The organism is Variovorax sp. GW822-FHT04A09, from assembly GCF_058801005.1.
In genome coordinates this window covers 288,998-313,578 of record NZ_JBXAMV010000001.1, presented here as the reverse complement: position 1 = coordinate 313,578, position 24,581 = coordinate 288,998, and the positions used below count along the sequence as shown (strand labels likewise).

The 24,581-nt window shown below is 68.0% G+C and carries 25 protein-coding genes and 1 riboswitch; of the genes, 11 read left to right on the top strand and 14 right to left on the bottom strand.

What is annotated here, in order from left to right; all coding sequences use genetic code 11:
- Positions 1-273 precede the first annotated feature (273 nt).
- A riboswitch (cobalamin riboswitch) is annotated at positions 274-555 on the bottom strand.
- Positions 556-636: 81 nt separating this feature from the next.
- Positions 637-858 (bottom strand): hypothetical protein, encoded by a 222-nt coding sequence (locus tag AC1RLW_RS01255; RefSeq protein ID WP_062480886.1) that lies wholly within the window; start codon positions 856-858, stop codon positions 637-639.
- A 151-nt stretch (positions 859-1,009) separates the two neighbouring features.
- Here AC1RLW_RS01255 and AC1RLW_RS01250 point away from each other — a divergent pair, with 151 nt between their 5' ends.
- Entirely contained in the window at positions 1,010-1,417 is a 408-nt protein-coding gene (locus tag AC1RLW_RS01250; RefSeq protein WP_070061115.1) for a hypothetical protein, read from the top strand.
- A 4-nt stretch (positions 1,418-1,421) separates the two neighbouring features.
- On the opposite strand, the gene AC1RLW_RS01245 is transcribed toward AC1RLW_RS01250, so the two are convergent.
- Positions 1,422-3,125 (bottom strand): cation:proton antiporter domain-containing protein, encoded by a 1,704-nt coding sequence (locus AC1RLW_RS01245; protein ID WP_062480880.1) that lies wholly within the window; start codon positions 3,123-3,125, stop codon positions 1,422-1,424.
- 183 nt (positions 3,126-3,308) lie between these two features.
- Here AC1RLW_RS01245 and katG point away from each other — a divergent pair, with 183 nt between their 5' ends.
- Both katG and AC1RLW_RS01235 read left to right on the top strand, forming a co-directional pair.
- Positions 3,309-5,567, top strand: coding sequence for a catalase/peroxidase HPI (gene katG / locus AC1RLW_RS01240; protein WP_493191995.1), 2,259 nt, complete (start codon positions 3,309-3,311; stop codon positions 5,565-5,567).
- Between the two features lie 104 nt (positions 5,568-5,671).
- Positions 5,672-6,271: a tetratricopeptide repeat protein gene (locus AC1RLW_RS01235; RefSeq protein WP_493191994.1), complete on the top strand. Its 600-nt coding sequence runs from the start codon at positions 5,672-5,674 to the stop codon at positions 6,269-6,271.
- A gap of 57 nt (positions 6,272-6,328) precedes the next feature.
- Here AC1RLW_RS01235 and AC1RLW_RS01230 read toward each other — a convergent pair whose 3' ends face one another.
- Entirely contained in the window at positions 6,329-7,672 is a 1,344-nt protein-coding gene (locus AC1RLW_RS01230; protein ID WP_493191993.1) for a dicarboxylate/amino acid:cation symporter, read from the bottom strand.
- Positions 7,673-7,828: 156 nt separating this feature from the next.
- Positions 7,829-8,566, bottom strand: coding sequence for an acetoacetyl-CoA reductase (gene phbB, locus AC1RLW_RS01225; protein WP_062480872.1), 738 nt, complete (start codon positions 8,564-8,566; stop codon positions 7,829-7,831).
- Positions 8,567-8,770: 204 nt separating this feature from the next.
- Between phbB and AC1RLW_RS01220 the strand changes: the two genes are divergently transcribed.
- The 3 genes from AC1RLW_RS01220 (at position 8,771) to AC1RLW_RS01210 (ending at position 10,442) form a co-directional block, all read left to right on the top strand.
- On the top strand, positions 8,771-9,418 hold the full coding sequence (locus tag AC1RLW_RS01220; RefSeq protein ID WP_070061119.1) for a DJ-1/PfpI family protein: 648 nt from the start codon (positions 8,771-8,773) through the stop codon (positions 9,416-9,418).
- 80 nt (positions 9,419-9,498) lie between these two features.
- On the top strand, positions 9,499-10,023 hold the full coding sequence (locus AC1RLW_RS01215) for a CinA family protein (RefSeq protein WP_062480868.1): 525 nt from the start codon (positions 9,499-9,501) through the stop codon (positions 10,021-10,023).
- On the top strand, positions 10,020-10,442 hold the full coding sequence (locus AC1RLW_RS01210) for a GNAT family N-acetyltransferase (protein ID WP_493191992.1): 423 nt from the start codon (positions 10,020-10,022) through the stop codon (positions 10,440-10,442). Before AC1RLW_RS01215 ends, AC1RLW_RS01210 begins: the two co-directional genes overlap by 4 nt.
- Positions 10,443-10,490: 48 nt before the next feature.
- Here the strand turns inward: AC1RLW_RS01210 and AC1RLW_RS01205 are convergent, their stop codons facing one another.
- The 5 genes from AC1RLW_RS01205 to AC1RLW_RS01185 are packed head-to-tail and all read right to left on the bottom strand — an operon-like array spanning position 10,491 to position 15,528.
- Positions 10,491-11,495: a tripartite tricarboxylate transporter substrate binding protein BugD gene (locus AC1RLW_RS01205; RefSeq protein WP_095947109.1), complete on the bottom strand. Its 1,005-nt coding sequence runs from the start codon at positions 11,493-11,495 to the stop codon at positions 10,491-10,493.
- 30 nt (positions 11,496-11,525) lie between these two features.
- Positions 11,526-12,416: an HpcH/HpaI aldolase/citrate lyase family protein gene (locus AC1RLW_RS01200; protein ID WP_493191991.1), complete on the bottom strand. Its 891-nt coding sequence runs from the start codon at positions 12,414-12,416 to the stop codon at positions 11,526-11,528.
- Positions 12,413-13,594, bottom strand: a complete 1,182-nt coding sequence (locus AC1RLW_RS01195; RefSeq protein WP_369629234.1) for a CaiB/BaiF CoA transferase family protein — start codon at positions 13,592-13,594, stop codon at positions 12,413-12,415. Before AC1RLW_RS01195 ends, AC1RLW_RS01200 begins: the two co-directional genes overlap by 4 nt.
- Positions 13,595-13,618: 24 nt before the next feature.
- Positions 13,619-14,509: an HTD2 family dehydratase gene (locus AC1RLW_RS01190; protein WP_493191990.1), complete on the bottom strand. Its 891-nt coding sequence runs from the start codon at positions 14,507-14,509 to the stop codon at positions 13,619-13,621.
- 35 nt (positions 14,510-14,544) lie between these two features.
- Positions 14,545-15,528 (bottom strand): tripartite tricarboxylate transporter substrate binding protein, encoded by a 984-nt coding sequence (locus tag AC1RLW_RS01185; RefSeq protein ID WP_493191989.1) that lies wholly within the window; start codon positions 15,526-15,528, stop codon positions 14,545-14,547.
- Positions 15,529-15,677: 149 nt separating this feature from the next.
- Between AC1RLW_RS01185 and AC1RLW_RS01180 the strand changes: the two genes are divergently transcribed.
- Both AC1RLW_RS01180 and AC1RLW_RS01175 read left to right on the top strand, forming a co-directional pair.
- Positions 15,678-16,589 (top strand): LysR family transcriptional regulator, encoded by a 912-nt coding sequence (locus AC1RLW_RS01180; RefSeq protein ID WP_493191988.1) that lies wholly within the window; start codon positions 15,678-15,680, stop codon positions 16,587-16,589.
- 532 nt (positions 16,590-17,121) lie between these two features.
- Positions 17,122-17,307, top strand: coding sequence for a hypothetical protein (locus AC1RLW_RS01175; RefSeq protein WP_095745804.1), 186 nt, complete (start codon positions 17,122-17,124; stop codon positions 17,305-17,307).
- Between the two features lie 107 nt (positions 17,308-17,414).
- Here the strand turns inward: AC1RLW_RS01175 and AC1RLW_RS01170 are convergent, their stop codons facing one another.
- Both AC1RLW_RS01170 and phaC read right to left on the bottom strand, forming a co-directional pair.
- Entirely contained in the window at positions 17,415-18,593 is a 1,179-nt protein-coding gene (locus AC1RLW_RS01170; protein WP_062480264.1) for an acetyl-CoA C-acetyltransferase, read from the bottom strand.
- A 61-nt stretch (positions 18,594-18,654) separates the two neighbouring features.
- Positions 18,655-20,427: a class I poly(R)-hydroxyalkanoic acid synthase gene (gene phaC / locus AC1RLW_RS01165; RefSeq protein ID WP_139703097.1), complete on the bottom strand. Its 1,773-nt coding sequence runs from the start codon at positions 20,425-20,427 to the stop codon at positions 18,655-18,657.
- 126 nt (positions 20,428-20,553) lie between these two features.
- Here phaC and AC1RLW_RS01160 point away from each other — a divergent pair, with 126 nt between their 5' ends.
- The gene (locus AC1RLW_RS01160) at positions 20,554-20,862 is read left to right on the top strand and encodes a hypothetical protein (protein WP_095745806.1); all 309 of its coding nucleotides are present in this window, start codon (positions 20,554-20,556) and stop codon (positions 20,860-20,862) included.
- Here the strand turns inward: AC1RLW_RS01160 and pgeF are convergent.
- From pgeF to AC1RLW_RS01145, 3 genes are read right to left on the bottom strand one after another with little or no spacing between them, the layout of a single operon-like run.
- The gene (gene pgeF, locus AC1RLW_RS01155) at positions 20,794-21,546 is read right to left on the bottom strand and encodes a peptidoglycan editing factor PgeF (RefSeq protein ID WP_493191987.1); all 753 of its coding nucleotides are present in this window, start codon (positions 21,544-21,546) and stop codon (positions 20,794-20,796) included. The genes AC1RLW_RS01160 and pgeF overlap by 69 nt on opposite strands.
- A 14-nt stretch (positions 21,547-21,560) precedes the next feature.
- A complete protein-coding gene (maiA, locus tag AC1RLW_RS01150; protein ID WP_062480269.1) occupies positions 21,561-22,199 on the bottom strand; it encodes a maleylacetoacetate isomerase in 639 nt (212 codons plus the stop codon).
- Between the two features lie 23 nt (positions 22,200-22,222).
- A complete protein-coding gene (locus tag AC1RLW_RS01145; RefSeq protein WP_493191986.1) occupies positions 22,223-23,131 on the bottom strand; it encodes a tetratricopeptide repeat protein in 909 nt (302 codons plus the stop codon).
- Between the two features lie 166 nt (positions 23,132-23,297).
- Here AC1RLW_RS01145 and AC1RLW_RS01140 point away from each other — a divergent pair, with 166 nt between their 5' ends.
- Entirely contained in the window at positions 23,298-23,999 is a 702-nt protein-coding gene (locus tag AC1RLW_RS01140; protein ID WP_070061132.1) for a fumarylacetoacetate hydrolase family protein, read from the top strand.
- Between the two features lie 20 nt (positions 24,000-24,019).
- Positions 24,020-24,571 (top strand): NUDIX hydrolase, encoded by a 552-nt coding sequence (locus AC1RLW_RS01135; protein WP_062480276.1) that lies wholly within the window; start codon positions 24,020-24,022, stop codon positions 24,569-24,571.
- Positions 24,572-24,581: the final 10 nt, after the last annotated feature.

Below are 24,581 nucleotides of genomic sequence, written 5' to 3'. Positions count from 1 at the left end.
TGTCGCCCGATTGGGCCAGGGCGGGCCCGCAAGCGAGGCCAAGCCCCAGCGAAAGACCTGAAAGACCTGAAAGACCCGAAAGGCGCGCCCGTTGCAGGGGCGGGCCCGAGCGATCGCGCGGCGGCGATGCAATGCGATTCATCCGACTTCTCCTCCGGCCCGCGTCCCCGCAGGCTCCTGACCGATCGCGGACGCCGAGGGAGAAGAGACGAGGGGCGGTGCCGTTTCGCGCGAGGGAAAAGCGGCAGGCCCGGACACGCACTCCCGCAGCATCCGAAGGCGGTTGCGAAGGCCGGTATCCGGGCTCGCGGAGTGCGTCGGGTGCAATGCATGCACCTCGGCGCCGAAGCCCTCGCCTTCCCACGCCGAAGCGCAGTGGCTGCCCGGGCGAAGAATCGCCGGGACCTGAGGGTGTCGATGTCCGCTGACCGTTGCGGGGGCAGCGCAGGAATGGAAGGGTCGTTCAAAAAAACGACGCCTCGCACCTGCTTCCCGTTTAACCCCGCCGCCAATCCTGTGACTGGTCGTGCAGGGCACCTTCGAACCGTGGGGTGTTGGACGACACCGGTGTGAACCAATGTTTCCAACCGCCGGGATTATAGGGAGCGCCCTGCGGCGGCGCCCTTGCAGGCCCCGTCAGACGGGCTTGCCGTCGGGCCCGAACAGCCGCCGCAGCACCGCCACGCCGGCCACCAGTGCATTCGAATACGTGGCGTAGGGCTCGTGGGCGGCTTCGAGCGGCACGTACACATGGGTGGAGTCGCCGGGCGAGCCGTCCACGGCCTCCATCAGCACCCAGTAGAACTCCCCTTCTTCCAGTTCGTGGACGGTGAGTGCGATGTCTCTCGGCGAAGGCATGACGGTCAGAGAAATGAAACAGGGAATGAACCCGCCTTTGAACGGGCAAGGGGCTGGCGCGGTTGTCAGTACTAGGGCTTCTCCTACAGTGCATGGACGCCGCGCGGCCTAATGTTAGGGGTGGGGAGTTGCATCAGAACAAGGAGTCAGCATGAAACATTTCACGCTTGAACCCAACATGCGCGCCGCCTTCGGTGGCGCGTTCTACCCGACCGGTTACTCCCTGGTGATGTTTCCGAGCGTCGAAGACGCCAGCCGCATCGGCCACGGGCTGATCGCGAAAGGCATCGTGAGCGGCGACGAGGTCTACCTGATACCGGCCGAAACCGTCCTGGCGGAAATCGCGCCGACCGTGCACGCCTCGCACAGTCCCCTGCCCTCCGCCGGCACCGACGGCGACACGGTGCGCGCCTTCATCCAGCTGGCCCACGAAGGCCACACAGGCCTGCTGATCCGCACCAAGGACGGCGCCATCGCCGAGCGCGTGATGGAACTGGTGCGTACCGTGCCCTACTCGATCGCCGAGCGCTATCGCACGCTGGTGATCGAGGATCTTTGAATCGTCAAGCTGGCACCGCCATCGCGGCGGCGCGCTGCACCACATCGCGGGCCATCGCCTGGGCGAGTTCCTGTTCGCCCAGGAACACCTTCGCGTCGGTTTCGGCGGCCAGCAGGCGGGCTTCCTGCTCGTTGTGGCTGCGCACCACGGTCTGGATGGTGGGGTTCAGCGTGCGCGCGGTTTCGATCATCTGGCGCACGTTCATGGCGTCGGGCGTGGCCACCACGAGCACGCGGGCGCGCGCCACGTGCGCCTGGATCAGCACCGCCGGGTCGGCCGCGTCGCCCCACACGGCCGGGATGCCGGCCTCGCGCAGCTTCTCGACCAGCTCGCGGTTCTGCTCGGCCACCACGTAGGGGATGTCGTTGGTCTCGAGTTCGGCGGCGATGCGCCGGCCCACCCGGCCGTAGCCGACCAGCACGACCTGGCGCGACAGGTACTTGGCCTCGGTGGTCATGGGCAGCTCAGCCAGCGGGTCGCTGCGCGCGTCGAGTTCGCGTGCGAACTTCGAATGCGCGTGCAGCCATTTCTGCAGCGGCGCGATCAGGCTGAACCACAGCGGGTTGGTGGCGATGGAGATCAGCGCGCCCGCCAGCACCAGGCTCTGCCCTTCCACCGGCAGCAGGCCGAGCGACACGCCCAGCCCGGCCAGGATGAACGAGAACTCGCCGATCTGCGCCAGGCTCGCGCTCACGGTGAGCGCCGTGGCCAGCGGGTAGCGGAACACCAGCACCAGCGCACAGGCCGCGAGCGACTTGCCCAGCACGATCACCAGCACCACGGCCAGCACCTGCAGCGGTCGCTCCACCAGCACCGAGGGGTCGAACAGCATGCCGACCGACACGAAGAACAGCACGGCAAACGCATCGCGCAGCGGCAGCGACTCCTGCGCCGCGCGGTGGCTGAACTGCGACTCGCGCATCACCATGCCGGCGAAGAAGGCGCCCAGCGCGAACGACACGCCGAACAGCGCCGCCGAGGCAAAGGCGATGCTCACGGCCGCCGCCACCACGCACAGCGTGAACAGCTCGCGCGAGCCGGTGCGCGTAACCTGCCAGAGGATCCACGGGAACACGCGCCGCCCCACCACCAGCATCAGCACCACGAAGCCGCCGACCTGCAGCAAGGTGAGGCCCAGCGTCTGCCAGACGGGGTCGCCGCTGGTGTCGACCTTGGTGCTGCCCAGCGCGCCCGCCAGCGGCGGCAGCAGCACGAGCACCAGCACCATCGCGAGGTCTTCGACCACCAGCCAGCCCACCGCGATGCGGCCGGTGAAGGAATCGAGGATGCCCAGGCTCTCGAGCGCGCGCAGCAGCACCACCGTGCTCGCCACCGACAGCGCCAGCCCGAACACCAGCGCCGTGCCCCAGCTCCAGCCCCACCACATGGCGAGGCCGCCGCCGAGCAGCGTGGCGACCGCGATCTGCGCGATGGCGCCGGGCAGCGCGATCTTGCGCACCGCGAGCAGGTCGGCCAGCGAAAAATGCAGGCCCACGCCGAACATCAGCAGCATCACGCCGATCTCGGCCAATTGCGCGGCAATGCCGGCGTCGGCCACGAAGCCGGGCGTGAACGGGCCGATGATCACGCCCGCCAGGAGGTACCCCACCAGCGCCGGTAATCGCAGCCGCGCCGCGAGAAAGCCGAACACCAGCGCCAACCCCAGGCCGGCGGCAATCGTATTGATGAGGGAGACGCTGTGGGGCATCGGTCCATTTTGCAGGAACGGCCCTCAACCTTTGAAGCCCGCAGGCTTCTACGGGCCTGCGTCTACACCCCTACGGAAGCGACGCGAACTATCGTAGGCATAAAGCACTTCTATTCGCATCGACACCTTTCTCATCCAGAATTTGAGCGGTCCCCCCGTCCCCCCAACAACAGGAGCCTCCCCATGAGCAACGAGAAAACCGAAGCGAAGTGCCCGTTCAGCCAGGCCACCGGCGCCGGCACCACGAACCGCGACTGGTGGCCCGAGCAGCTGCGCCTGGACCTGCTGCACCAGCACTCCTCCAAATCCGATCCCCTGGGCGCCGGTTTCGACTACGCCAAGGCCTTCCAGAGTCTCGACCTCGCCGCGGTGAAGAAAGACCTCGCCGCGCTGATGACCGACTCGCAGGACTGGTGGCCCGCCGACTTCGGCCACTACGGCCCGCTCTTCATCCGCATGGCCTGGCACAGCGCCGGCACCTACCGCATCGGCGACGGCCGCGGCGGCGCGGGCCGCGGGCAGCAGCGCTTCGCGCCGCTCAACAGCTGGCCCGACAACGTGAGCCTGGACAAGGCGCGCCGCCTGCTGTGGCCGATCAAGCAAAAGTACGGCCAGAAGATTTCCTGGGCCGACCTGCTGATCCTCACCGGCAACGTCGCGCTCGAGACCATGGGCTTCAAGACCTTCGGCTTCGGCGGTGGCCGCCCCGACGTGTGGGAACCCGACCAGGACGTGTACTGGGGCCGCGAGAAGACCTGGCTGGGCGGTGACGTGCGCTACGCACAAGGCTCGCCCGGCGTCGAGAAAGACCGCGGCGTGCTCGTGAAGGACGACGACAGCAAGGTGCCGCACAGCCGCAACCTCGAGAACCCGCTGGGCGCTGTGCAGATGGGCCTGATCTACGTGAACCCCGAAGGCCCGGACGGCAACCCCGACCCGATCGCCGCGGCGCATGACATCCGCGACACCTTCGCCCGCATGGCCATGAACGACGAGGAAACCGTGGCGCTCATCGCCGGCGGCCACACCTTCGGCAAGACGCACGGCGCGGGGCCGGCCTCGAACGTCGGCAAGGAACCCGAGGCCGCCGGCCTCGAAGACCAGGGCTTCGGCTGGAAGAACAGCTTCGGCACCGGCAAGGGCGGCGACACCATCACCAGCGGCCTCGAAGTGACGTGGACCACCACGCCCACGAAGTGGAGCAACAACTTCTTCGAGAACCTGTTCGGCTACGAATGGGAGCTGACCAAGAGCCCCGCCGGCGCGCACCAGTGGGTCGCCAAGGGCGGCGCCGGTGCCGGCACCATCCCCGACGCGCACGACGCCTCCAAGCGTCACGCGCCGACCATGCTCACGACCGACCTGTCGCTGCGCCTGGACCCGGCCTACGAAAAGATCTCGCGCCGCTTCCTGGCCAACCCCGACCAGCTCGCCGACGCCTTCGCGCGCGCCTGGTTCAAGCTCACGCACCGCGACATGGGCCCGCGCGCCCGCTACCTCGGGCCCGAGGTGCCGGCCGAGGAGCTCATCTGGCAAGACCCGATCCCGGCCGTCGATCACCCGCTGGTCGATGCCAACGACGTCGCGGCGCTGACGAAGAAGGTGCTGGCCTCGGGCCTCACACCCGCGCAGCTGGTGTCGACGGCGTGGGCCTCGGCCTCCACCTTCCGTGGCTCCGACATGCGCGGCGGTGCCAATGGCGCCCGCGTGCGGCTGGCGCCCCAGAAGGACTGGGCCGTCAACCAGCCCGCGCAGCTGGCCCAGGTACTGAAGGTGCTCGAAGGCATCCAGAGCGAGTTCAACGCGGCACAGACCGGCGGCAAGAAGATCTCGCTGGCCGACCTGATCGTGCTGGCCGGTGGTGCGGGCGTGGAACAGGCCGCGCGCAATGGCGGCCGTGAAGTGAAGGTGCCCTTCTCGCCGGGCCGCGCCGACGCCTCGCAGGAACAGACCGACGTGCCCTCGTTCGAGCCGCTGGAGCCCGCGGCCGACGGCTTCCGCAACTACCTGAAGGGCCGCTACAGCGTGCCCGGCGAAGCGCTGCTGATCGACAAGGCGCAGCTGCTCACGCTCACAGCGCCCGAGATGACGGTGCTGGTCGGCGGCCTGCGCGTGCTCGACACCAACGTCGGCCAGACGCGTCACGGCGTCTTCACGAAGACGCCCGGCACGCTGAGCAACGACTACTTCGTCAACCTGCTCGACATGGGCACGGAGTGGAAGGCGGTGTCGGACGCCAAGGAAGAGTACGAAGGCCGCGACCGCAAGACCGGCACCCTCAAGTGGACCGGCACGCGCGTCGACCTGGTGTTCGGCTCCAACGCGCAGCTGCGCGCCATCGCCGAGGTCTACGGCGCTTCCGACAGCCAGCAGAAGTTCATCGACGACTTCGTGGCCGCCTGGACCAAGGTGATGAACCTGGACCGCTTCGATCTCGCCTGAGGCGGGGCGCCAGCGCCGTCCGCGCCCCGGGGCCCTGCCCCGCGGACGCGGACTCCCATGAACGAGGTATTCGGGTTTCAGGCCGGAGCACTAGATTCGGCCCCATGAAATTCGCGAAGGCATGGCTTGCCGCCGGCGTCGTCCTGGCGGCCTCGCAGTTCGGCGCGCTGTACGCGCAGGACGGCAACCCCGAATGGCGCGCGCTGCGCCAGGAACTCGTGCAACGCATCAACGCCAACCGCTACGACGTCGGCACGCTCGAGCTGGCGCAGCAGGTGCTGCGGACGGCGCAACGCACGGGCGGGGTCGAGTCCGCCGACACGGCCCTCAGCCTCGTGCTGCTGGCCCATGTCCACCAGCGGCAGGGGCAGCTGACCCGGGCCGCGCAGTCGTACACGGCCGCGCTCGCCATCCAGGAAAAGACCGCCGGACCGGACAGCCCGATGGTGGCGTTCACGCTGAGCGCGCTGGCCGGCCTGCACTACCGCCGCGAGGCCTTCGACCAGGCCATTGCGCTGTACGAACGCGCCCTGGCGATCCACGAGAAGCAGCAGCGCCCCGACGCACACGCCGTGCTGGTCAGCCGGCAGAACCTGGCCGCGGCCCATCGCGCCCAGGGCGCCTACGCCAAGGCAGCCCCGCTGTACGAACGCGAGCTCGATGCCAGGGCGCAGCCGCTGCTCGCGGTGGCCCTGGTGCACTGACGCGCACCGAAACGCGCCGCACCGCACCGAAACGCGCGGGCCGGCGCCCTGCTCCGGCTACTGCGCCATCTTCGATTCGCGCGCGTTCACCAGCTCCTCGGGCTCCTGCGACTCGACCCAGCTCTCGTTGTTGAGCCCGGCCTGCAGCCGCTCGGTGTCCAGTTCGTTGGTCCACTTGGCGACCACGATGGTGGCCACGCCGTTGCCGATCAGGTTGGTCAGCGCGCGGGCTTCCGACATGAAGCGGTCGATGCCCAGGATGAGCGCCAGCCCCGCCACCGGCACATGCCCCACCGCCGACAGCGTGGCCGCCAGCACGATGAAACCGCTGCCCGTGACGCCGGCCGCCCCCTTCGAGGTGAGCAGCAGCACGGCCAGCAGCGTGATCTCCTGCGTGAGCGTCATCGGCGTGTTGGTGGCCTGCGCGATGAACACCGCCGCCATCGTCAGGTAGATCGAGGTGCCGTCCAGGTTGAACGAATAGCCCGTGGGAATCACCAGCCCCACACAGGTCTTGTGGGCGCCCAGGTTTTCCATCTTCTCCATCATGCGCGGCAGCACCGATTCGCTGGACGAGGTGCCCAGCACGATCAGCAGCTCTTCCTTGATGTACTTGATGAACTTCCAGATGCTGAAGCCGTGAAAGCGCGCAATGAGCCCCAGCACCACGAAGATGAACAGCAGGCAGGTCAGGTAGAAGGTGCCCATGAGCTTGCCCAGCGACAGCAGGCTGCCCATCCCGTACTTGCCGATGGTGAAGGCCATGGCACCGAAGGCGCCGATGGGCGCGAGCTTCATGATGTAGTTGACGATCACGAACAGCACGTGCGAGCCCTTCTCGATCACGTCGAACACCAGCGTGCCGCGCCCGCCGAAGCGGTGCAGCGCAAAGCCGAACAGCACCGCGATCAGCAGCACCTGCAGGATCTCGCCCTTGGCGAAGGCATCGACCACGGTGGAGGGAATCACGTTGAGCAAAAAGTCGACCGTGCCGGTCATCTTGCCGGGGCCGGTGTAGGCCGCGATGGCCTTGGTGTCGAGCGTGGACGCGTCGATGTTCATGCCCGCGCCGGGCTTGAGCAGGTTCACCAGCACGAGGCCGACCACCAGCGCGATGCTGCTCACGATCTCGAAGTACAGGAGCGCCAGCCCGCCGGTCTTGCCGACCTTCTTCATGTCTTCCATGCCGGCGATGCCGACCACCACGGTGCAGAAGATGATCGGCGCGATGATCATCTTGATGAGCTTGATGAAGCCGTCGCCCAAGGGCTTCATCGACTCGCCGAGCGAGGGGTAGAAGTACCCCAGCAGCACGCCGACGATCACCGCGGTGATCACCTGCACGTACAGGGAACGGTAAAGGGGGAGCTTCCTGGGTACTGTGCTTGTTGTATGTGCCATGACTGCCTCCTGAAAAGATGAAGGAAAACGCAGAAGAAAGGGTTCGTGTCGGGTTGCTTTCGATGGTTGAAGTCGTGTGTCCTGTGGGAGTGGTTCCGGCCCAAATGAAAAAACCCGCCGAAGCGGGTTTTTGTTTTCAGGGCGTGGCGCGCATGCTCAGTGCATGTGGAGGCCGCCGTTGACCGAGAAGTCGGCCCCGGTGCTGTAGCCGCCTTCGTCGGTGGCGAGCCACGCGATGATGGAAGCGATTTCGCTCGGCTCGCCCAGGCGCTTGACCGGGATCGTGGCCACGATCTTGTCGAGCACTTCCTGGCGGATGGCCTTGACCATGTCGGTGCCGATGTAGCCCGGGCTCACCGTGTTCACGGTGACGCCCTTGTTGGCCAGTTCCTGCGCCAGCGCCATCGTGAAGCCGTGCATGCCGGCCTTGGCCGCCGAGTAGTTGGTCTGGCCGGCCTGGCCCTTGGCGCCGTTGACCGAGCTGATGTTGATGATGCGGCCCCAGCCCTTTTCGACCATGTCGCCCACCACCTGCTTGGTGACGTTGAACATGCTGTTGAGGTTGGTTTCGATCACCGCGCTCCAGTCCTCGGGGGTCATCTTGAGGAACATGCGGTCCCGCGTGATGCCGGCGTTGTTGACGAGCACGTCAATCGCCCCGTGGGCCGCCTTGGCGGCGGAGAAGGCCTCGACGGTGGATTGCCAGTCGCCGACATTGCCGACCGACGCGTGGAACTCGAAGCCTTCGGCTTTCTGTTCGGCCAGCCACTTGGCGTAGTCCCGCGTGGGGCCGCAACCTGCGACCACGGTGAACCCGTCCTTGTACAGACGCTGGCAGATGGCTGTTCCGATGCCACCCATGCCTCCGGTGACATATGCAACTTTCTTGCTCATGAGATTTCCTTGATTGAAGCTAGCAAAAAGCCTGAACGGCCGCCTTCACTCTAGCCATTTTCAGGCCACACAACTCTGAGGGAGAACACTGAGCCAAGCTTGCAACCAGCTGTCACGGACATCACCTCGGCGGCACTCTATATGCTTGCGGCTTCGCGCCCGTGACAGGGCCCCTGCCGGCCACCCCACCAGGAGTTCGCACGCATGAATTTCGCAATCGTCGTCTTCCCCGAGGTCGAGGAGCTCGATTTCGTCGGTCCCTGGGAAATGCTCACCATGTGGAGCAAGCTGGCCGGCGGCCCCGCCAACTGCCTCGTGGTGGCGCAAACGCATGGCCCGGTCGTCTGCGCCAAGGGGCTGTCGATCAACCCGCATGTCTCGTTTGCCGACTGCCCGCCGCTGGACTTCGTGCTCGTGCCCGGCGGCATGGGTACGCGGCGCGAGGTCGACAACCCCGCCATGGTGCAGTTCCTGGCCGCGCAGGCGCCCGGCTGCAAGGCGCTGCTGTCGGTGTGCACCGGCGCCTTCGTGCTGCATGCGGCCGGCCTGCTCTCGGGCCGCACCGCGACCACGCACTGGGGATCGCTCGACCGCCTGCGCGCGCTCGGCGACGTGAAGGTGGTGGAGCAGCGCTTCGTGCAGGACGGCCATGTCTGGACCTCGGCCGGCGTCTCTGCCGGCACCGACCTGATGCTGGCCTTCATCGCCCATGTGGCGGGCGAGGAAGCCGCGGCCAAGGTGCAGCTGCAGGCCGAGTACTACCCGGCCGACACGGTGTACGGCCACACCTCGAGCCATGAGCGCGCGCCGTCGTATGTGCGGCGGCCGGGCTCGCGCGCGGGCCTCGCCTGACAGTTCGTTCATCCGTTCACCCGTTCCCTTGATCGATCGAACGGTCGGTCATTTCTTCTTTCTTACTTCTTTCGACCTCCATGTCCACGCCCGACCTCACCGACCTCGAACCGCTTTCCGTGCTCGCCGCCCGCGTGGGGGCGACGCTGCGCGAGCGGCGCCAGACCGTGGCGGTGGCCGAATCGTCGGCCGGCGGCCTGGTCTCGGCCGCCCTGCTCGCGCTGCCGGGCGCCTCGGCCTACTTCCTGGGCGGCGCGGTCATCTACTCGCGCCGCGCCGGCAAGGCCCTGCTCGGCCTCACGCCCGAGGACATGGGCGACATGCGCGGCGAGACCGAGCCCTATGCGCGCTTCATCTCGGGCCGCATCCGTGATGCCCATCGTTCGAAGTGGGGCATCTGCGAGAGCGGCGCGGCGGGACCGTCGGGCAGTCCGTACGGCGATGCGCCCGGGCATGTCTGCATCGCGGTGACCGGCGCGGACGGCCTCGTGGTCAGCCGCACGATTGAGACCGGCGCGACCGACCGGCCATGGAACATGGATGTGTTCGCGCGGCTGTTGCTGAAGTTGTTCGAAGAGACGTTGCTGGCGAACGGCGACGCATGACCGAAACAGTGATTTCGACCGCCTCCGAAGAGGAGGTCCGCTCCGGCGTCCTGGGCCGCCGGTTGCGCGAGTTCAACTACGGCTTCGTCGGCGAGTATCCCGATACGCAACCCGTGTGGCTGAACGCGAAGGATGCGCAGGGCCGCCTGGTGGGCGGGCTGCGTGGCTTCGTGTTCCTCGAATGGCTGCGCATCGACGTGCTGTTCGTCGAGGAGGACGCCCGGGGCACCGGCCTGGGCCGTCGCCTGCTCGCGGAGGCGGAAGCGCGCGGCAAGGCGCTGGGTGCCGGGAATGCCGCGCTCGAAACCTTCGAGTGGCAGGCGCGAGGCTTCTACCTGAAACAGGGCTACGAAGAGTTCGCGCGCATCGACAACTACGCGCGCGGCAACTACCTCGCCTACATGAAGAAGAAGCTGTGAGCCTCGGGCATTGCGACCCCTGACTCCCAACCTCTCAAGCTGCCGTCTTCAATCCGCCTGCACCCCCGCAGCCCGGATCACCTTCCCCCACTTCTCGATCTCCGCCGCCAGGTGGCTGCGCAGCGCCTCGGGCGTGACCTTGTCCATCGGCACGGCCTCGGTGCTCAGCTCGGCGAAGCGCTTCTTCACGTTGTCGTCCTGCAGCGCGGCGCGCAGGGCCACGTTGAGCTTGTCGATCACGGCCGGCGGCGTGCCCTTGGGCGCATACACGCCGTGCCACACCTTCACGTCGAAGCCCTTGAGGCCCTGCTCGTCGAGCGTGGGAATGTCGGGCATGCTCGACAGGCGCTTGGGCGTGGTCACGCCGAACACCTTCACGCGCTGGCCGTCCTTGATGACGGGCGCGGTCTGCGTGGTCTGGTCGCACAGCAGGTCGACCTGCCCGCCCATGAGGTCGTTGAGCGCCGGGCCTGCGCCCTTGTAGGGCACGGTCGTCAGCTGCACGCCGATCTGGTGCGCGAAGAGCATGCCGCACAGCTGCGAGACGGCACCGATGCCCGCGTTGGCAAGCGAGACCTTGTCCTTGTTGGCCTTCACGTAGGCCAGCAGCTCCTTGAAGTTGTTGGCCGGGAAGTCCTTGCGCGACAGCAGGGTCATCGGCACGTCCATGACCTGGCCGACGTACTCGAAGTCTTTCAGCGGGTCGTAGTTGAGCTTCTTGTACAGCGCGGGCGCGGTGGCCATGCCCATGTGGTGGATGAGGATGGTGTAGCCGTTGGGCGCGGCCTTGGCCACGCGGGTCGGCGCGATGGTGCCGCCCGCGCCCACGGTGTTCTCGACCACCACGGTCTGCCCCAGCGACTTGCCCATGGGCACCGCGAGCATGCGCGCCACCACGTCGGTGGGGCCGCCGGCCGAGTACGGCACGACCATCACGATGGGCTTGTCGGGCCACGCGGCCTGCGCGGCGGCGGGCGATGCGGCGGCGAGCAGGCAGGCGCCCGCCGAGGCCGCGATGAGGGCTTTCAGTTTCCAGGTCTTCGTTGCGTTCACTTCTTTGTCTCCTTTTGGTTTGTCTGTGGATCAGTGCGTCACGGATGAATCGCCCGGGCCGTGAGATGCGGCCAGCGCCAGCCAGCGCTCGGCCAGCCGCACCACGGGCCCGTCGACCATGCGGCCGTCGAGGCTCACGACGCCGCCGCCGGCCGCGCGCACGGCCTCGGTCACGCGGTGCGCCCAGGCCACCTCGTCGGCCGTGGGCCCGAGCGCGGCCTGCACGGGCGCGACCTGCTCGGGGTGGATGCACAGCTTGGCGCCGAAGCCGCCGCGCCGGGCGCGCGCGGTGTCGGCGGCGAGCCGCTGCGCATCGCGCCAGTCGGGTGACACGCCGTCGATGGGCGTGGCCAGCCCGGCGCGGCGCGAGGCCAGCACGAGCGCGAGGCGCACGGGCACCAGCTCGGCCTCGTCGGCATCGCAGGCCATGCCGAGGTCGGCCTGGAAATCGAGGTGGCCGAAGGCCAGCCGCAGCACCTGCGGCGCACCCGCAATGGCATCGAGTGCAGCGAGCCCCGCAGCCGATTCGATGAGCGGCACCAGCACGGCCTTCGGTCCGGCCGTGGCGGCCAGCCGATGCAGTTCATCGGCGTGCTCGGCCTTGGGCAGCACGACGCCGGCGATCAGGCCCTCGGCGATCCAGCCCACCGCGCGCGCGCAGTCGTCGTCATGCCACGGCGTGCCGCTGGCGTTCACGCGCACCAGAAGTCGCTCTCGCCCTTCGGCGGGCAGCGCCGCCAGCGAGGCGCCGAGCGCATCGCGCGACTCGGCCTTGCGCGCGGGGGCCACGGCGTCTTCGAGGTCGATGATCACGCCGCCCGCGCCCGTGGCCAATGCCCGCGCATGGCGCTCGGGCCGGTCGGCCGGCACGAAGAGAAAGGCGCGCGCCAAAGCGAGCGCTTGATTGGCGGACCCGCTCATACCGCCCCGGCCGCGCGCAGCGTCGCAATCGCGTCGTCGCCACGGCCCAGGCTGCGCAGGATGGCGTCGGTGTGCTGGCCGACCGCGGGCACCGGGTCCATGCGGTAGTCGAACGCGCTCTGACGACCGGCCGGCAGCAGCGCCGGGATGTCGCCGGCCGGCGAGCCCACCTGGCGCCAGCGCTCGCGTGCCTGCAGCTGCGGGTGCGCCCACAGCCCGGCCATGTCGTTCATGCGCGCATTGGCGATCTGCGCGGTATCGAGCCGTTCGAGCACCTGTGCCGCGCTGAGCGCGCCGAAGGTGTCGACGATGAGCGTGCGCAGCGCCTCGCGGTGTTCGTTGCGCCGCGCGTTGCTGTCGAAGCGCGGGTCGCTCGCGAGCTCGGGGCGCAGCAGCACCTTGTCGCAGAAGGCGCGCCACTCGCGCTCGTTCTGCAGGCCGAGCATCACGGTGCCGCCGTCGCCGGCGGGGAACGGGCCGTAGGGATAGATGGTGGCGTGCGAGGCAGCGCTGCGCGGCGGCGGCGGTGCGCCGTCGTAGGCGTAGTACATCGGATAGCCCATCCACTCGGCGAGCGATTCGAGCATCGACACGTCGATGTGCGAGCCCTTGCCCGTCTTGCCGCGCTGCATCAGCGCCGCCAGGATGCCGGTGTAGGCGTACATGCCCGCCGCGATGTCGGCGATGGAGTTGCCCGACTTGCACGGGTCGTCGGGCGTGCCCGTCACCGAGAGAAAACCGGCCTCGCTCTGGATCAGCAGGTCGTAGGCCTTCTTGTCGCGGTACGGGCCGTCTTCGCCGTAGCCCGAGATGTCGCAGACGATGAGCGCGGGGTGTTTTTCCTGCAGCACCTGCGCGCCCAGGCCCATGCGCGCGGCGGCGCCGGGGGCGAGGTTCTGCACCAGCACGTCGGCGCCGGCCACCAGCTCCTGCAGCACGGCGAGCGCGGCGGGTTGCTTCAGGTCGAGCGTGAGGCTTTCCTTCGAGCGGTTGACCCACACGAAGTGCGAGGCCTCGCCGTTCACGCGCTCGTCGTAGGCGCGCGCAAAGTCGCCGCCGCCGGGGCGCTCGACCTTGATGACGCGCGCGCCGAGGTCGGCGAGCTGGCGGGTGCAGAACGGCGCCGCGATGGCGTGCTCGAGCGAGATGACGGTGATGCCGTCCAGGGGTCTGGTCATGGGCTTCTTCTTTCTTTCCTTGCGTCAGGCGAGCACGGCCGTGGCCTGCATCGTGAGCCAGCCGTCGGCGTCTTCGCCCCACAGGCTGAAGGTCTTGCCGTCGGTGCTGCCTTCGGCGGGCTTGCCGTGCACGCGGAACGGCGCGATGTCGAAGGTGGGGCGCACCGCGCGGAACTCGAAGCGCGCGAGCTGCGCGTCGGCCGGCGCGTTGCGGCGCAGCAGGTCGACCAGCAGCGTCGCGATCAGCGGCCCGTGCACGATGAGGCCCGGGTAGCCCTCGACCTGCGTCACGTAGCGGCGGTCGTAGTGGATGCGGTGGCCGTTGAAGGTCAGCGCCGAGTAGCGGAACAGCAGCACGTCGTCGGGCACGAGGTCGCGGCTGAAGGTGGCGTCTTTCGGCGCCGGCGTGGGCGGCGGCGCAGGCTCACCGGGTGCTGCGGCGGCGCGGTAGACGATGTCGTGCTCTTCGGTCAGCGCGAGGCCGCGCGCGTTGCGCACTTCATGGCGCACCAGCACGAACACCAGCTCGCCCGTGCGGCCGGCCTTGTGCGTGACCGAGGCGATGGTCGACGTGCGCTCGACCGCATCGCCCACCTGCAGCGGATTGCCCGGTTCCCAGGTCAGCCGGCCGCCGGCCCACATGCGGCGCGGCAGCGGCACGGGCGGCAGGAAGCCGCCGCGCTTCGCGTGGCCGTCTTCGCCGATCTCCGACTGGCGATGGTGCGGCAGGAAGTAGAGCCAGTGCCACAGCGCAGGCAGGCGCGTGCCCGCCTCGGGCAGCGGGTCGTCGCGGTCGAGCGTGGCGGACAGGCCGCGCACAGGCGCGGCCGTGAGGTCGTCGCGCAGCGTTTCGCTGCGGCCCTGCCAGGCCTGCAGGTGCGCGAGGGCTTCGGCGTCGATCAGGGGAGAAGTCATGTCGTGTGTGTCGGGAAGAAGGATGAGTGGCGCGATCAGTCGACCGCGGCGCCCGAGGCCTTGACGATGCGCGCCCACTTGGCGAGGTCGGCATGCAGCAGCGCCGAGAACTGCTCGGGCGTGGTGGGCGCGGCGATCTCCACGCCCTGCTGATCGAGCTTGTCGCGCAGGTCCTTGGCCGCGAGCGCCTTGCGCGTGGCGTCCTGCAGGGTGGCGAGCACGTCGGCGGGCACGCCCGCGGGGGCGAACAGGCCGATCCACAGCGTGCCGTTGTAGCCCGGCACCTGCTCGGCGATGGCGGGCACGTCGGGCAGCACGGGCGAGCGTTTTTCGCCGCTCACGGCCAGCGCGCGCAGCTTGCCGGCCTTGATGTGCGCCAGCGCCGAAGGCAGGCTCGCGAACACGATGGGCAATTGCCCGCCCAGCACGTCGTTGATGGCAGGTGCCACGCCCTTGTACGGCACGTGCTGCAAAGAGATGCCGCCCATGCTGTTGAGCATTTCGCCCAGCAGGTGGTTGAGCGTGCCGTTGCCGGCCGAGGCGTACTGGTAGTTGGCGCCCTTCGCGCGCGCCAGTTTCAGGAATTCGGCGAAGTTCTTCGCGGGGAACGACGGGTTCACCAGCAGCACGTTGGGCACGGCGCCGATCAGGCCGACGGGCTTGAAGTCTTTCTCGGGATCGAAGCCCGGGTTCTTGTACAGCGCGGGGTTGATGGCCTGGCTGCTGCTGATCGTCATGAGCAGCGTGTAGCCGTCCTTCGGGCCCTTGGCGACCAGCTGCGTGCCGATGTTGCCGCCCGCGCCGGGGCGGTTGTCGACCACCACGCTGGCGTTGTTCATCACCTCGCCGAGCTTCTGGCCGACGAGGCGGCCGACGATGTCGTTGGTGCCGCCCGCGGCCTGGGGCACGACGAGCGTGATGGGGCGCGAGGGGTAGGTCTGGGCGGTGGCCGGTCCGGCGGCCAGCAAGGCGGTGGCGGCGAGGCCGAAGGCAATCAGCGCGCGGGCGCGGAATCTCATCGGAATAGAACAGCGGACTCTTAATCCGCTGGTTGGTTGCTTGTGTTGTGTCTCCATGGCCGCATGGTCTTCTGCCCGCCCCGTCGGCGCAATCTGCGATTTCGGAAGCCAGGCTTCTGAAATTCCGAAGGCTTGACTACCATCGCCCCATGCTCTTCGACCTCACCGACCTGCGCCTGTTCGTGGCCACGGCCGAGCTCGGCAACCTCACGCGGGCGGCCGAGCGCCAGCACCTGTCGCTGGCCGCGGCCAGCGCGCGCATCAAGGCGCTCGAGACCCAGGCCGGCCTGCAGCTGCTGCAGCGCGAGGCCCGCGGCGTACGGCTGCTGCCGCCGGGCGAAGCCTTCCTGCACCATGCCCGACTGGTGCTGCACCAGGCCGACCAGTTGCGCGCCGACCTGCTCGAGTACGGCGGCGGGCTGCGCGGCCACCTGCGCGTGTTCGCCAACACCACGGCGGTGACCGATTTCCTGCCCGAGATCCTGCCCGGCTTCCTGGCCGCCAACCCGCGCATCAACGTCGACCTTCAGGAAAAACCGAATGCTCAGATCCCGCGCGGCGTGCGCGACGGGCGCGCCGACATCGGCATCGTCGCGGGCCAGATGGACACGCTGGGCCTGGACACCATCCACTTCAGCACCGACCGGCTGGTGCTCGTCACGGCGCGCCAGCACCGCTTTGCGCGGCGCCGCCGCATCTCGTTTGCCGAGACGCTCGACGAAGACGCCATCGGCATGCAGCAGGGCAGCACGCTGCAGGCCTTCCTGGGGCAGATCACCGACCACCTGGGCAAGCGCCAGAAGCTGCGCATCCAGCTCGGCAGCTTCGACGCCATGTGCCGGATGATCGGCAGCGGCGTGGGCATCGGCGTGGTGCCCGAGTCCGCGGCGCGGCGCAACCAGGAGAGCATGAGGCTCGCGCTGGTCGAGCTCAGCGACCCCTGGTGCGTGCGCGAGCGCTACCTGCTCGTGCGCGACCGCGCCGCCCTGCCCGTGTACGCCCAGGCGCTGGTCGAGACCTTGTGCAAGCACTACGCCGAGGCGCAGGCCGAAACCGGCTGACGGCCCGATTTCCGGCCAAAAACAGGCACTTGCAGGCGGCTTGTGAGAAACCCGATGTCTTCCCCATTTTCTGTGCACAACTTTGGGGGTAAGTCAGGGGCAGCGTTGTAAAGCGATTGCAAGTCGTTGTTTTATAAAGGGAATAGTTAGTCTGCTTAAATTTTTTGCAGTGCACAAGTCTGGCGGCCGATGGGTCCAAAAATCGCTCGAAAACAGGAAAGTCAAGCGAAAAAACAGGGGGTGGCCTGTGCTAGGCCGCCCTTTGAAACCAACGACTTGCGGCGGGTTGTGAAGAAGTCCGCTGCAATCCCCACTTTCTGTGGGCAACTTTGGGGGTAACTCGGGTGGAGCTTTGTAAAACGAATGCAAGCTGTTGTTTTACAAAGAGATTCCACACTTTGCTCAATTTTTGAGCGGTGAACAAGAGTGGCAGCCAGTCGGGTGACCGTCGCCCAAATGAATCCAAAGATTCTCAGCACGCCGAATCGGGTCGATGCGAGGCGCGAAAGAGGGTCGCTACAGTCGCCCTGACATGCTCGAAGCCCTCAGCTCCCCCTGGTCCTGCCTCGGCGCCGTTGCCGGGCTGCTGATCGCCCTGCTGGTTCACTGGCTGGCACCGGCCGACATCGACACGGTGCACGCCGGCGCGTGGCTGGTGGGCATCGGCTGGCTCGCAGGCCTGGCCTGGGACCTCGTGGATTCGGACCGCTCGAAGTAATCCGCCGGCAAGACCCGCAAACAGCGGGCGCAAAAAAAGGAGGGGAGGCAGCGGCCCTTGCGAGCCCCTGCCTCCCCTCCCCGTACCGGTTCACCCGGTGATCAGGCTCAGCGCTCGATCGTCAGCGCCACGCCCATGCCGCCGCCGATGCACAGCGAGGCGATGCCCTTCTTGGCGTTCTGGCGCTGCATTTCGTGCAGCAGCGTCACCAGGATGCGGCAGCCCGACGCGCCGATAGGGTGGCCGATGGCGATGGCGCCGCCGTTCACGTTCACCTTGTTCACGTCCCAGCCCATTTCGCGGTTCACGGCGCAGGCCTGTGCAGCGAAGGCTTCGTTGATCTCGAGCAGGTCGAGGTCGGCGGCCTTCCAGCCTGCGCGCTGCAGCGCCTTCTGCGACGCCGGCACGGGGCCCATGCCCATGATGGTCGGGTCCAGGCCGGCAGTGGCGTAGCTGGCGATGCGGCCCAGCGGCTTCAGGCCCAGGGCGGCGGCCTTCTTGGCCGTCATGACCATCACGGCGGCGGCGCCGTCGTTCAGGCCCGAGGCATTGCCCGCGGTCACGCCGCCGGCCTTGTCGAAGGCGGGGCGCAGGCCGGCCAGCACTTCGGCGTTGGTCTTGCGGTTGATGAACTCGTCCTGGTTGAAGACGATGGGGTCGCCCTTCTTCTGCGGAATGCTCACGCCGACGATCTCGTCCTTGAACTTGCCGGCGTCCTGCGCGGCGGCAGCCTTGGTCTGGCTGGCCAGGGCCAGTTCGTCCTGCGAGGCGCGGTCGATGTTGTACTTCTTGGCCACGTTCTCGGCCGTGATGCCCATGTGGTACTGGTTGTACACGTCCCACAGGCCGTCGACGATCATGGTGTCGACCAGCTTCCAGTCGCCCATGCGCTGGCCGTTGCGCGAATTGGGCAGCACGTGCGGCGCCATGCTCATGTTTTCCTGGCCGCCGGCGATCACGATTTCGCTGTCACCCGTGGCCACGGCCTGCGCCGCCAGCATCACGGCCTTCAGGCCCGAGCCGCACACGGCGTTGATGGTGAGCGCCGGCGTTTCCTTGGTGCCGCCGCCCTTGAGCCAGGCCTGGCGCGCGGGGTTCTGACCAGCGCCGGCCGCGAGCACCTGGCCCATGATGGCCTCGCCCACCTGGTCGGCCGTGAGGTTGGCGCGCGCGATCACTTCCTTGATCACGAGGGCGCCCAGCTCGGTGGCGGGAATGCCGGCGAGCGAGCCGCCGAATTTGCCGACCGCCGTACGCGCAGCCGAAACGATGACGATGTCTTCCATGAGGTTCTCTCCGTTGAGGTGATTTGAAATCGGTTGCGATCTTGCGGGAGCTGGCGCCCGTTCAGGCCTTGGCCTTCACGTAGCGTCCCGGCGCCGGTTCGATGGCCTTGTAGGCCTTGCCGTTGCCGTAGCCCTTGGGCGCGGGGATCTGCTTGCCCGCGTGGCCCTTGAGCCATTGTGCCCAGTCGGTCCACCAGCTGCCCGGCTGCTCCTGCGCACCGGCCAGCCATTCGGGCTGGGTCTTGGGAAACTTGCCGTCCTCGCGCAGCCAGTGGCTGCGCTTGTTCTTGGCGGGCGGGTTGATCACGCCGGCGATGTGGCCCGAAGCGCCCATCACGAAGCGCTTCTTGCCCGTGAGCAATTGCGTGGAGGTGTAGGCGCCGCCGATGGGCACGATGTGGTCTTCGCGCGAGCCGTAGATGTAGGCCGGGATGTCGATCTTGCCCAGGTCGACCTTCTCGCCGCAGACGGTGAGCGCATTCGGCTTGGCCAGCTTGTTCTCGTGGTACGTGTTGCGCAGGTACCAGGCGTAGAACGGGCCCGGCAGGTTGGTGGCGTCGCTGTTCCAGTACAGCAGGTCGAAGGCCGGCGGCGTCTCGCCCTTGAGGTAGTTGCCGACCACGTAGTTCCACACCAGGTCGTTCGGGCGCAGGAAGCTGAAGGTCGAGGCCAGGTCGCCGCCGGGCAGCAGGCCGCCCTTGCCCAATTGCATCTCGCGGTACTGCACCATGGGCTCGTCCACGAAGATGTCCAGGATGCCGGTGTCGCTGAAATCGAGGAAGGTGGTCAGTAGCGTGACCGAGGCGGCCGGCTTCTCGCCGCGCGCCGCGAGCACGGCCAGCGCGGTGCTCAGGATGGTGCCGCCCACGCAGAAGCCCAGCGTGTTGATCTGCTTGCTTCCGCTGATCTCCTGCACCGTGTGGATCGCCTTGATGGCGGCGTTCTCGATGTAGTCGTCCCAAGTGGCCTGGGCCAGCGACTCGTCGGGGTTGCGCCAGCTCACCACGAACACGCGGTGGCCCTGCTCGTTCGCATAGCGGATGAGCGAGTTGTCGGGCTGCAGGTCGAGGATGTAGAACTTGTTGATGCACGGCGGCACCAGCAGGAACGGCCGCTCGTACACCTTGGCGGTGAGCGGCTTGTATTCGAGCAGCTGGAAATAGTCGTTCTCGAACACCACGGCGCCTTCGGTGGTGGCCACGTTGCGCCCCACTTCGAAGGCGCTCTCGTCGGTCATGCTGACGTGGCCCTGCTTCATGTCGTGCAGCAGGTTCTGGATGCCCTTGGCGATGCTCTCGCCCTGCGTGTCGATGGCTTTCTTCTGCGCCTCGGCGTTGAAGGCGAGCGAGTTGCTGGGCGAGGCCGCGGCCATCCACTGCTCGACCGCGAAGCGCAGGCGCGCCTTGGTCTTGTCGTCGGCGTCGATGGCCTCGGCCATGCGCATCATGGTGCGGCCATTGAGCAGGTACACGGCGGCCGAGAAGGCCGCCAGCGGGTTGCTGCCCCAGGCCTCAGCGGCAAAGCGCTTGTCGCCCTCGGGCCGGGCACCGAAGCCGCGGCGCCACAGGTCGGTGGCGTCGCTCAGGTACTGCTGCTGGATGGACTGCAGCTGCTCGGGATCGATGGAGAACTTGGGCAGCTCGGGCATGGCGGCTGCGCCCGGGAATTGCGCCATTTGTGGCAATTGCCATAGCGGCGTGCCGCCGACGTCGAAAGCGGCGGAACCTCCTGGACCTGCAGCTTTCTGGAAAGCCTCCATGGCCTGGGTCCAGCCCTGCGTGAGGGCTTTTTGAAAGGGCGCGAACGCATCGGCCCCCGTGTCTTGTTGCTTCATCATGTCTCCTGGCCGTGGCCTGGGTCGATACGAACGGATGGCTTGCGTGTTTTGAGTATGCTGCATTCGCAAGGCACTCACAACGCCGCGCTTTCACTAATCCCTTGAAACAAAACGTCTGCGCCTGTGTTCATCCATTTGATCGTGATCGGCTGGCTCTATGTGGCCGTGATGATGGCGGTGGCCGAGGCCACCAACACCACGGGCACGGTGCTGGGCGCCATCTTCACATTTCTTCTTTACGGCCTCGCGCCGGTGGCGCTGGTGATCTACCTGATGGCCACGCCGGCGCGCCGTCGGGCGATCAAGGAGCGCGAGGCGCAGGCCCAGGAGGCAGCACGCCGCGCTGCCGCGGAGGCTGCGGCTTCAGACCTTCCAGACCAACGCGGCGAAGCGCCCGCTGACGCCGTCGCGCCGGTGCGAAAAGAACCGTGACGGCTGCGCGACGGTGCACCACGCATCGCCGCTGTCGTTGCCGTGAAGCGACGCGACACCCACTGCACGCAGCCGCTGACGCGCCAGCGCAGGCAGGTCGGCCAGCCACTTGCCTTCGGCCGCCGCGGGCGTGAAGCACGACGCCGCCTCGGGCGACTGCGCCTCGAAGGCGGCCTTGACCTCCGCCCCCACCTCGAAAGCCTTGGGGCCGATGCAGGGGCCGAGCCAGGCCATGAGGCGCGGCGCGCCTTCATCCTGCGCGAAGGCGCGCACGGTCTGTTCGAGCACGCCGCCGGCCAGCCCGCGCCAGCCCGCATGCGCGGCGGCCACGCGGTGGCCGCGTTCGTCGGTGAAGAGCACGGGCAGACAGTCGGCCACCATGACCGTGCAGGCGCGCGCGGAGGTCGTCGCCGTGCAGGCATCGGCGACGGTGCCGTCGGGCACGGCATCGTCGAGCGACACAAGCCCCGTGCCATGCACCTGCTGCAGGAACACCGGCTGCGTGCCGATCGCCTGCTGCAAGCGACGCCGGTTCTCGGCGACGTGCGCGGCGTCGTCGGCCACGTGGTCGCCGAGGTTCAGGCTCTCATAGCGCCCGGTCGACACGCCGCCGTCGCGCGTGGTGCACAGCGCGCGCACGTTCGGCGGCGCGGGCCACTCGGGCACCAGCCATTGCGGATTCATCTCGACGTGCCGGCTCAGGGTTCCGCGTCGGGCGACTGCGAGGGCTGCGCACGCTGGAAGGCGTCGAGCTTCATGCAGGCGTCGAAGGCGGCCATGGTGCGCGGCAGGCCGCTGAAGTCGCAGTCGAAGCGGCGGCCGTTGAAGATCTGCGGCACGAGGCAGCAGTCGGCGATGGTGGGCGTGTCGCCCCAGCAGTAGGTGCCGCCCGGGTGCTGCGCGAGCTGGCGCTCGAACGACAGCAGGCCATCGCGCACCCAGTGGCGGTACCAGGTGTTCTTGGCTTCGTCGTCGACCTTCAGTTCCTTCACGAGGTACTTGAGCACGCGCAGGTTGTTCAGCGGGTGGATTTCGCAGGCGATCGACTGCGCCAGCGCGCGCACATGGGCGCGGCCCACCGGGTCGCTGGGCAGCAGCGCCGGCTCGGGGTGCGTTTCGTCCAGGTACTCGATGATGGCCATCGACTGCGAGAAGCGCTCGCCCTCGTCCTCGAGCAGCGGCACGAGCATGTCGGCCGAGATCGCCGAGTACGGGCCGGTGCGGTGTTCGCCGCGCGCGATGTGCACGGGCACGTAGTCGTAGTCCAGGCCCTTGAGGTTCAGGGCGATGCGCACGCGGAACGAGGCGGAGGAGCGGAAATAGTTATGCAGCTTCATGATTTCTCGAGGATAGCGCCCTCTCAGGAGCGTGGTGTGGCCGGGAGCGCGCAGCGGAAATCGCGCAGCCGGGCTTCGGGGTTGCCTTGCTGCCACGCATCGAGCAGGCCGCGCGCCGCGGCTTCTTCGCGTGCGGCGATGCCCAGGTGCCACGGCCCTTCGGCCGCGGGTGGCTCGCCGGGCGCGTGGTTGTGCTGGTCGTCGGGGCGGCCTTCGGAGCAGGCCTTGCACAGCACCTGCATGCTGCTGGTCCAGTTCTCGGCGCTGAGGCCCGCTTCCTCGAAGCGGCGCACCAGCGCATCGATTGCTTCGGCCTGCACCTCTTCGACGAACACTTCGTAGGTCGCGTGGTCCGACGGCGCGATCAGCGCGAGCGCGTCGAACACCGGCACCTCGCGCTCGCCGCGGCGGCGGTAGCCGTTGGCGGCGCCGTCGTGCAGCACCAGGTCGCCGTAGCGGTGGCCGCTGGCGGGCGTCGGCACGTTGCGCAGGATGGCGCGCGCCGGGTCGATGCGGTCGGCCCAGACCACCTCGCTGGCCTCGTCGCCGTGCACGCGGATGGGCGTGAGGCCGACGAAATAGTCGACCGGCCCTTCACCGTCCGGGATGCCGATGCCGTACTGGCGCCACGCGCGCCGCGCCGTGGGCCAGTCACCCAGCGCGGTGGCCGCGATGCCCAGGTTCCACAGCGCGCCTTCGTTGCCCGGCTCGCACTGCACGGCGCGGGCGTTGGCCTGCAACGACGCGGCCCAGTCGCCGCGGTACTTGTGGATGAGCCCGGCGTTGTACCAGGGCGCCGACCAGTACGGATGGATGGCGCTGGCCTGCGCATAGGCGGCCAGGGCGCCGTCCTGGTCGCCGGCCTCGTCGCGTTCGCGGCCGAGTTCATTGAAGGCGGTGGCCTTGCCGGCTTTGCCGAGTCGGATGGGCATGGTGGAGCGAGGGAGAGAAGAGGTCGGGAAAGGGGTCGGGGAAACGCGCGGAAGCGCCTATTGTGGGCCGCCGCAAAATCCCGAGTCCGGCGTGCCGGCAAGCCCGTGCCGCCTCTGGCACACTGCCGGTCTCCCCTCCCGCTTCGCTGAAAAAGGACACCTTCCCATGGCTTCCGAGTTTGTTTTCGCCCCGCCGGCCACCGTTTCGGTGCCGGTGGCCGGTCAGCCCGCACGCTTCCCGGTGCACCGCATCTACTGCGTGGGCCGCAACTACGAAGATCACGCCAAGGAAATGGGTTTCACTGGCCGCGAGCCGCCCTTCTTCTTCATGAAGCCGGCCGATGCGCTGGTGACGGTCGATGCGGGCCAGACCGGCACCATGGCCTACCCCACGCTCACGAAGAACCTGCACCACGAGATCGAACTCGTGGTGGCCATCGGCACCGGCGGCAAGAACATCAAAGCCGCCGACGCGCACAAGCACATCTACGGCTACGCCGTGGGCCTGGACATGACGCGCCGCGACCTGCAGAACGACATGAAGAAGCAGGGCCGCCCCTGGGACATCGGCAAGAGCTTCGAGCAGAGCGCGCCCATCGGCCCGATCGTGCCCGTGGCGCAGGCCGGCAACGCCGAGCAGGCCGAGATCTCGCTGCAGGTGAACGGCGAAGACCGCCAGCGCAGCACCGTGAGCAAGCTGATCTGGAACGTGGCCGAGACCATCGAGCACCTGTCGGCGGCCTGGGAGCTGCAGCCCGGCGACCTGATCTTCACGGGCACGCCCGAAGGCGTCGCGGCCGTGGTGGCCGGCGACACGCTGGTAGGCCAGGTCGCAGGCCTGCCCGCGCTGACCGTCAAGATCGTCTGACGCCCGCGCGGTCCCGCTTCATGCTCCTTCGCGTACCCATCAAGCATTGCAAGAACTGCGGCACGGCGGTGGTCTACCGCGTGCCGGACGACGGCGACACCAAGCAGCGCGCGGTGTGCCCGGCCTGCCACACGATCCATTACGAGAACCCGCTGAACGTGGTGGGCACCATCCCCGTGCTGGGCGACAAGGTGCTGCTGTGCAAGCGCAACATCGAGCCGCGCTGGGGCAAGTGGACGCTGCCCGCGGGCTTCATGGAGCTCGAGGAAACCACCGCCGAGGGCGCGGCCCGCGAGACCGACGAGGAGGCCGGCGCGAACTTCGAGATCGAGGGCCTGTTCGCCGTGATCAGCGTGGTGCGCGTGGGCCAGGTCCACATGTTCTACCGCGCCCGCCTGCTCGACGACCGCTTCGACCCGGGCCACGAGACGATCGAGGCGCGCCTGTTCACCGAGGACGAGATTCCCTGGGACGAGATCGCCTTTCGCACCGTGCGCCAGGCGCTCGAACATTACTTCGAAGACCGCAAGCGCGGCAGCTTCGACCGCGTCCACGAACTCAGCATCGTTTGAAAAATTTCCC